6 protein-coding genes are annotated in these 6828 nt (G+C 40.9%); 3 read left to right on the top strand and 3 right to left on the bottom strand.

Going from position 1 to position 6828, the window contains the following annotated elements; genetic code table 11:
- The first annotated feature begins 243 nt into the window (after positions 1–243).
- The gene (locus VB732_RS22540; RefSeq protein ID WP_323233128.1) at positions 244–1134 is read left to right on the top strand and encodes a M23 family metallopeptidase; all 891 of its coding nucleotides are present in this window, start codon (positions 244–246) and stop codon (positions 1132–1134) included.
- Positions 1135–1444: 310 nt separating this feature from the next.
- Here VB732_RS22540 and VB732_RS22545 read toward each other — a convergent pair whose 3' ends face one another.
- Together VB732_RS22545 and VB732_RS22550 are read right to left on the bottom strand one after the other, a co-directional pair.
- A complete protein-coding gene (locus tag VB732_RS22545) occupies positions 1445–2212 on the bottom strand; it encodes a circadian clock KaiB family protein (protein WP_323233129.1) in 768 nt (255 codons plus the stop codon).
- Positions 2213–2801: 589 nt separating this feature from the next.
- Positions 2802–4085 carry a type IV pilus twitching motility protein PilT gene (locus tag VB732_RS22550; RefSeq protein ID WP_323233130.1) on the bottom strand — a complete coding sequence of 428 codons (1284 nt, stop codon included), beginning with the start codon at positions 4083–4085 and terminating at the stop codon, positions 2802–2804.
- Between the two features lie 741 nt (positions 4086–4826).
- Between VB732_RS22550 and VB732_RS22555 the strand changes: the two genes are divergently transcribed.
- Both VB732_RS22555 and wecB read left to right on the top strand, forming a co-directional pair.
- Positions 4827–5201 carry a hypothetical protein gene (locus VB732_RS22555; RefSeq protein WP_323233131.1) on the top strand — a complete coding sequence of 125 codons (375 nt, stop codon included), beginning with the start codon at positions 4827–4829 and terminating at the stop codon, positions 5199–5201.
- Between the two features lie 248 nt (positions 5202–5449).
- Positions 5450–6580, top strand: a complete 1131-nt coding sequence (wecB, locus tag VB732_RS22560) for a non-hydrolyzing UDP-N-acetylglucosamine 2-epimerase (RefSeq protein WP_323233132.1) — start codon at positions 5450–5452, stop codon at positions 6578–6580.
- A gap of 64 nt (positions 6581–6644) precedes the next feature.
- Here the strand turns inward: wecB and VB732_RS22565 are convergent.
- Positions 6645–6828 (bottom strand): hypothetical protein (locus VB732_RS22565; protein ID WP_323233133.1); only part of this gene is annotated, 184 nt, incomplete at its 5' end.

The raw sequence follows: 6828 nt of genomic DNA on the forward strand, positions 1-6828 counted from the left end.
AAGAAACTGACGCGACATTGGGGGTATTAAACCCTTGCTCTCTAGAAATTGATAAACGTATGCCGCCGTTCGATGTGTCGATGGTTGGCATACGGGGCAAATATTACACCTGTAATTGCAAAATGTTTGGCAAGGATCTTAAAGATGGTATATCTCCTAACCTTCCTGATATTTACCGAGTAAGCTTGAAACAGCAAATAATCAGAAACTATCTGAATTATTGTTTTAATAAGCTTGCAATTTATGAAAAAAATTACTTATCGATACCGCACTTATGGACTAATTGGCTTAATATCCTTAACTGCCATATTAAGTACAGATACGTCTGCCCTAACACAGTTAGCAACCGATTCCCCAATTGGGCAAACTTCTATCCCTGCTTCTAACTTAATCTGGCCGACTCAAGGGTTTATTTCTCAAGGCTTCCGCCAATATCAACATGAAGGAATTGATATTGCAGGCGCATCTGGAACTCCGATTGTTGCTGCTGCATCGGGTACAGTTATAAAAGCAGGTTGGGATAATTGGGGATTAGGCAATGCCATAACTATTAAACATCTTGATGGCAGCACTACTGTTTATGGTCACAATCACCGTTTGTTAGTGAGTAAGAATCAACAGGTCATTCAAGGTCAAATTATTGCCCAGATGGGATCTACGGGCAATAGTACAGCGCCTCATCTCCACTTTGAAGTTCATCCAAATGGTCGAATAGCAGTTGATCCTCTTCGTCTGTTAACATCTTTAACTGCAAGTGTTACTCCTGCTTCTAAAGTTCAACAAGTAGTCTCCACACCCCCAGTAGCAAAGCAAGTTTCACCTTCACAGCCAATTCCAATAGGTTTTGCGCCTCTTAATGATACTAAGTGTAATGGAGTTATTCTCATTGAGGGTGAGGCTGCAAATATTCGTGTACAAGTCTGTGAAGAAAATAGTCAGTTATTTTATATTGGGCAGCTAAAGCAAGACCCAAGTCAGCCTATAAAAATATCAGCTTTGAATCTTGGCAAAGGCAGATATCAAGCAGATAATGGTAGTTTTTCTTATTTAGTAACTGACCAAAGAGTTGAAGTCTGGCGAAATGGCAATCTAATTCGCTCTGACAGATTTTCTAGTTTAACAAAATCGCCATGAAGTCCCTACTTATACCATTTCTTTGTGAGGCTGCGCCAAACCCTTTTAACTTCTTTCTTTCTCTCTTTCTTTACTTTGTGTCCTTTGCGTCCTTTGCGGTTCGTTTTTCTTCCCTATACTTAAATATGGTTTAGCGCATCTTCATACAGAATTGGTATTAATAGTTTTTTACAAATATCTGCACTGGAAAATATACACTGCAAGCGATCGCAGTTCTACTATATTGAAAAACCTTTAATTGCAAATCTAAGGAAAAAGGCATTTCTCAAAACGAGCTAAGACTTTGAAAACATGCCCTAATTTTTAAAACTTAAGCTTTTTCCTTAGCAGCTAACATTTGTAAAATCTTTTCTACATGATCCAACTCTCCAACGATTCGCCGAATTGGGTGAGGCCAAACCTTTACAAGGGTAGGAGTTGCAGAAACCTGGTTGAGTTCTGCTTGTTCTGGATGACTTAAAACATCAATCACTTTTAGAGTATAAGGATGTCCCAGCGATCGCTCCAACAATTCGTGTAAATTTTGCAGAATCCGTTCGGTAGTACTGCTATGTCCTGCTACAAACAAGCGCAGAACATAGCCTTGTGTAACTACTTCCTTTTTTTGTACTATTACTGGTTGGTGGTATTTTGGTACAGGTTCAGAAAGGTCTAGGCGGACAATTAAATCGTGATCCTCCCAAAGCTGCGGGAATGACGAACGATAAGTTGTTAATACCATGCGATCGCACAATCCGTCTTGCCAAGGCGCTGCTTGCCATACTAACTCCCCTGTGCCAAAAATGGCATTAAGCAAAGCTTGATGTCTAATGACAGCCGGATAAGCTTCAGCAAAAGTACGCACTTGTTGAGTGCGTGGATCTAACCAGTGGTCAATAGTTGCAGTATAACAGGGCACTAAAAAGTGCGGTGGCTCTGGTAAATCTAAGATTTCTTGCAAAGCTGAACACAAATGCAAATGCCATCTACCTTGCTTGCTAGGGTCGATGCAGTAAATTAAATCTCCTCCAGGTGTAAATAAGGCAATGCCCTTAAACAACTGGGGTGTAGATAGTTTGTTTGTCGTCAAATTATTCACAGAGGTTAAGAAGCTAAAAGTAAAAAATTCTCTCTTTTACCTTTTACCTTAGCTTTGACACTCCTCAGCCTAAAAGCATGAGGATTCTTGATTCAACGAGTCCACTTCAATTAGATTCCTTGCGTTATCTAATTCAGAGGCGGTTCTCTCTTCAAGCGTTAACTTTGGGTATGCCCTACCCTAGTTGCATTACTGCAAAATTTGTTTGATGTTAAAGCCGAGCGTAGTCGAGGCTTTAATGCCAGTTATCTAGTACCTGTAAATCTTTTACCTACTTCCAGGTGATACTAGAACTACGAAGTAGAACCTCCTAGATTCATTTGTCAAGGTACAGCGTCTGCGTATTAGGCAGCAATCGGGTTTTTTAAGTGGTTGATTACCCTTCCACAACCATTATTTTACCAAAAGCCGTCGTAGAACGACAGCGTTTTCGACCCAAATTTTTGATAACCGCAACCAGGATGACAAAGATATTTGGGAGTGGAGAGTGGGGAAGAAGCAAGGGAGCAGGGAGCAGGGGAAGAACTATTGATTTATTGATCCATGCCCAATTCCCAATTCCCAATTCCCAATTCCCAATTCCCAAATTTTAAACTCGACCTCGGAGAAACTGGGCCATTTCGTTAGGAGTTGGTGACATTTCCAAAGCCGTTTCTTCAGTGATACGACCGTCTTGATAAAGATTTAGCAACGACTGATTCATCGTAATCATGCCGTCAAAGCCGGCTTGTTTCATCAACTCGCCAATTTCATCATATTTACCATCTTTGATCCATTCTTTAATCGCCTCAGTATTGATCAGCACATCGTGGAAAGCTGCCCGCTTCCCGTCAGTTGTACGACACAAACCTTGAGCAATTACTGCCACCAAAGACTCAGAAATTGCCACCCGCATTGCATCCTGCTCATCACCAGAATAGAGGTTAAGAATCCGCTCAATGGTTTTAACTGCGCTATTGGTGTGTAGGGTTCCCATAACTAAGTGACCAGTCTGAGCAGCTTTTAAGGCGGTGTTGACTGTTTCCTTATCGCGCATTTCACCCACCAGAATCAAATCTGGATCTTCCCGCAAAGCTGCTTTCAAAGCATTGTCAAATTTCCGGGTATGCATTCCCACTTCCCGTTGTTTGACTAAAGATTTGCGGCTTTGATGGATAAATTCGATCGGGTCTTCAATGGTGATGATATGCTTCGCCATCTCCTTATTGATGTAGTCAACCATCGCCGCCATTGTGGTGGACTTACCAGAACCAGTGGGCCCAGTCACCAAAATTAAACCTTTGTGGTGATGGCAAATATCCCGAAAAATTGGGGGTAATCTCAACTGTTCCATAGTTAAGATTTTCAGAGGAATCAACCGCAACACCATCGCAGGCCCTTTAAGAGTGCCAAAAACATTAATCCGCACGCGAGCAAAGTCATATTGAGTTGCTCCGTCAAATTCTAAGTGTTCTTCAAAGCGCTGAATTTCCGCCTCACTCATTACCTCCCGCAACCAATTCATAAAAGCTTCTTTATCTGCTTCTGGATAATCCCATGATTGAATTTCTCCTCGGCTGCGGAAACGGGGTACTTCACCTACACCCAAGTGCAAGTCAGAATATCCTTGATCGTAAGCTTCCCTAATCAATTTCTCTAAAGTGGGCCCCGCATTGCTTTTTTTAGGAGGAACTGAACTAGGTATTGGCGGTGGACTAACCGGACGATGGCCTGCAACGGGAGCGTTAGTACTCCTTTCCATTGACATATCCAATGTTTGTGTCATCTGCCTCTGCGTGTTAAAGGTTGGCGGAGGTGGCGGCATTGGAGGCGCTGGGGGCAGGTTACGTTCGGTAACAGAGTTAGAATTTGATGGAGACTGTGATTCTGTCATATATCTTCACATTTGGCAGTTAAAAAGTTGAATTAGCGAAAAATAAAGTCAATTACTTTGATGACTTTTGGAGAATGCTTGCGTTGCAAGCCCTAATGGTGATGGGAGACGATTGAAATAGAACCACGGTCAATCCATTTCATCTACCTCAACTGGTATCTTTTTTTCCTAAGATTCCACTAATCAGAACATTTAGAAAAATTATTTAACTTGTCTAAACTGGTTTAACATACTTAATGGCTTAAAACGCCTCAGCAAAAGCACAGGGATCTCTTAGTGCTTTACAATACTTTTGAAAAAACATGAATATTCTCAGCCTTTAGATGAGAATTTTATCTCAGGCTTAGACATGAATTGCCAGCAATTAACAGCACAAATATTGACTATTCATTTATTCAGCACATCTATAAATTATGAGAAACGCTGTTGTTTTTTATAAGAAATGTTAAGCTGAATAGGAGCAATATCTGGGGATCAAGGTTAAAAGCTCATAGGTTTTAGGTTATATATCTGACGATAGATGCAGAAAACAAGTTCTTTTAATAGATAGAAACTTGAGTTTACATTCACAATTACAAAAAACTGACTGTAAAGTTTAGTAAATAAATGCTCATTTTCCTCATTAGTTTTTATATACTGAATTTCACTGAGAAACGAATCAGTTAATTCGTAAAAAGCGAAATATAACTGAAAATCAAACTGAAAATCAAAATTTGTTGTGTATTTTTGGGAGGAAAAGTCATGGTTTCTGCTCAAAGCTCTAATCTAGGAAAGACATACTCCTTGTTGATGATTAAAAGCTTTTTAATATGGACTTTTACATTAGCAGTTTGCTTGTTAGTGGTGGGTTTTCCATTAGTTGTCTTGATGGCTACGGTCGGATGTCTGTTGTCGATTGTTTTGCAATCTGTGATGCCTGTTAGTGCTGTTTTGCTTGTAGCAGGCGCTTTAATCATGTTTAATGTCATGGCAGTTTTATTGGCTGCGGGTGTGCTGACTGCTAAGGGAGTTCATCCTAATGAAATTAAATGGTTAAGCTGGCTGCATGGAGAGGCAGACCAAATGCAGGCTACTGTTTATGCTGCTTGCCCATTAACTTGTGAGATTAAAATTTAGTCATTACAGGTAAATACGACAAACAGTGCGTCTGCCCGGTTAAGCCGGGTTTTTTCATGCTTTTTAGTGATTGCAGGTAAATACGACAAACAGTGCATCTACCCGATTAAGCCGGGTTTTTTTATGCTTTTTATGTAATTCACCCTTTTTATATTTATGATTTGTGTGATAATTGACTGTCAACTATTGACTATTTGCCATAGACCATTGACTATTACCATTGGCAAATCACAGATGACTAATGACAAATGACTAATCAAAAACGGGTTTGCATTATCTTGGGTACTCGTCCCGAAGCGATTAAACTCGCTCCAGTGATTCAGGTTTTCCAGAAGTCTTCAAGTTTTGAGTCGCAAGTAATTCTAACGGGACAGCATCGGGAGATGGTTGAGCAAGTTATGCAGCTGTTCAACATCAAGGCAGATTATAATTTGGAAATTATGCAGGTTCAGCAATCTCTAAATGATATTACCTGCCGCACTTTACAAGGATTAGAAGCATTATTTAAAGAGAAAAAGCCAGATTTAGTAGTGGTGCAGGGAGACACTACTACGGCTTTTGCCGCAGCTTTGGCAGCTTTTTATCAAAAAATCCCTATTGGTCATGTAGAAGCAGGTTTAAGAACTGATGATATCTTCAATCCTTACCCAGAAGAAGCTAATCGGCGGTTGATTTCTCAAATTACTCAGTTGCACTTTGCGCCGACTCCTTGGGCTGTGGAAAATTTGCACCGTTCTGGTGTTTTGGGTGAAATTCACATGACGGGTAACACGGTTATTGATGCGCTGTTGAATGTAGCTGCAACCCAAGGTGTCTGTAATGTACCAGGCTTAGATTGGGATTCATATCGCGTTCTGTTAGCAACGGTTCATCGGCGGGAGAATTGGGGAGAACCTCTCGAAGCGATCGCTCAAGGCTTTTTACAAATCTTAGACAAGTTTCCTGATACGGCAATGCTCTTACCATTACACCGCAATCCGACGGTGCGAGTTCCGTTACAAGAACTTTTAGGGAATCATCCGCGAATTTTCTTGACGGAACCTCTAGATTATGGTGAGTTGGTGGGAGCAATTGGGCGATCGCATCTTTTGCTTACTGACTCTGGTGGGTTGCAAGAAGAAGCCCCCAGTTTAGGAAAACCAGTATTAGTTTTAAGAGATACCACCGAAAGACCAGAAGCCGTTGCAGCCGGTACAGCCAAACTTGTAGGGACTACAAGTGAGAACATCTTTGCTGCTGCTGCTGAGTTACTGGGCGATTCAGATGCTTATGAAGCAATGGCAAATGCAATTAATCCCTTTGGAGATGGTCATGCAGCAGAGCGCATTTTGCAGATTGTCCAAAATTACTTGGGTCTTTCATCAGAAATATCAACTTAGAAACTGAGATTAAACCTCTTGCAAAATTTCTATTTTTTAGGGTGCTTGAAGAAGAATTCAGGAGTCAGAATGCAATCAGTTGGAGATTCAGACCCGCCACTGATTGCATAAAGCCTTTGGTATACAACTCTTTAAAGACGTTACGAAATAAATTTACTTGCTCTAAACACTTTTGAAACAGAGAATAATTCCTATCTTTTGCCCCCTGCTCCCTGCTCCCTGCTCCCTGCTCCCTGCCCCCTGCTCCC

Origin of the sequence: Nostoc sp. UHCC 0252 (genome assembly GCF_034931145.1) — a bacterium.
In the GTDB taxonomy this organism is placed as follows: Bacteria; Cyanobacteriota; Cyanobacteriia; order Cyanobacteriales; family Nostocaceae; genus Nostoc.